The organism is Pseudomonas sp. Sample_10 (assembly GCF_004321495.1).
GTDB lineage: Bacteria > Pseudomonadota > Gammaproteobacteria > Pseudomonadales > Pseudomonadaceae > Aquipseudomonas.
The window spans coordinates 1-1,351 of record NZ_RCOE01000050.1 but is presented as its reverse complement, the minus strand read 5'-3'; the positions used below and the strand labels follow the sequence as shown (position 1 = coordinate 1,351).

At 54.6% G+C, this 1,351-nt stretch carries 2 protein-coding genes; both read right to left on the bottom strand.

Features of this window, described 5'->3' with window-relative positions:
- Positions 1–362 (bottom strand): translation elongation factor Ts (gene tsf / locus D8U18_RS03880; protein WP_131107056.1); only part of this gene is annotated, 362 nt, incomplete at its 3' end.
- Positions 363–555: 193 nt separating this feature from the next.
- Positions 556–1,293 (bottom strand): 30S ribosomal protein S2, encoded by a 738-nt coding sequence (gene rpsB, locus D8U18_RS03875; protein ID WP_003184919.1) that lies wholly within the window; start codon positions 1,291–1,293, stop codon positions 556–558.
- Between the last annotated feature and the right edge of the window lie 58 nt (positions 1,294–1,351).

Below are 1,351 nucleotides of genomic sequence, written 5' to 3'. Positions count from 1 at the left end.
GCTTCACGAGCCGATTCCTGAGCGGCGATCAGCGGAGCTGCGTCGGTCAGTTTTTCGGCGAAGGCTTTTTCGACGCTGGCAGCAACGAAGTTCTTGAAGTCGTCTTGCAGGGCCAGGAAGTCGGTCTGCGAGTTGACTTCCAGCAGCACGGCTGCCTTGTCATTCGATTTGATGGCGATTGCGCCTTCAGCGGCAACGTTGCCAGCTTTTTTCGCAGCCTTGATGGCGCCCGAAGCACGCATGTCATCAATGGCTTTTTCGATGTCGCCGCCAGCCTTGGTCAAGGCCTTTTTGCAGTCCATCATGCCTTCGCCAGTACGCTCGCGCAGTTCTTTGACCAACGCTGCAGTAATCTCTGCCATTTCAAAATTCCTCTTGGATAGGTTATCAACCATTCCACCCGATCGAACGGGCGTTAAATTCTTCCCGAACCACCCTTGTAAGCTGCTGCACGTTACAAATGCTGTAGCTGCGCCGCCGACAAATGGTTTTCGAGGTGGCAAAAAGGGGGCCAAGCCCCCTTTTTGCTTACTGAGTCAACGCCAGGGGCGTCGATTACTCAGCGGCTGCTGCCGGAGCTTCTTCAGCGAAGACTTCGGTGCCGCCATTAACATTGTTGCGACCACGGATAACAGCGTCAGCCATCGAACCCATGTACAGCTGGATAGCGCGGATTGCGTCATCGTTGCCTGGGATGATGTAGTCAACGCCTTCCGGGCTGCTGTTGGTATCGACAACGCCGATGACCGGGATGCCCAGCTTGTTGGCTTCGGTGATCGCGATGCGCTCGTGATCAACGTCGATAACGAACAGAGCGTCTGGCAGACCGCCCATGTCCTTGATACCACCCAGGGAACGATCCAGCTTCTCAAGATCGCGAGTGCGCATCAGCGCTTCTTTCTTGGTCAGCTTGGCGAAAGTACCGTCTTCGGCTTGTACTTCAAGGTCACGCAGACGCTTGATGGAAGCACGGATGGTCTTGAAGTTGGTCAGCATGCCGCCCAACCAGCGGTGATCGACGTACGGCGAACCGCAACGTGCTGCTTCTTCAGCAACGATCTTGCCAGCGGAACGCTTGGTGCCGACGAACAGAATCTTGTTTTTGCCCTGGGCCAGACGCTCTACGAAAGTCAGAGCTTCGTTGAACATTGGCAGGGTTTTTTCAAGGTTGATGATGTGGATCTTGTTACGCGCGCCGAAAATGTATTTACCCATTTTCGGGTTCCAGTAACGGGTCTGGTGACCGAAGTGCACACCGGCCTTCAGCATATCGCGCATGTTGACTTGGGACATGATAGTTCCTTAATAAGTCGGGTTTGGCCTCCACGTATCCCAATGACCAACCAGCAGC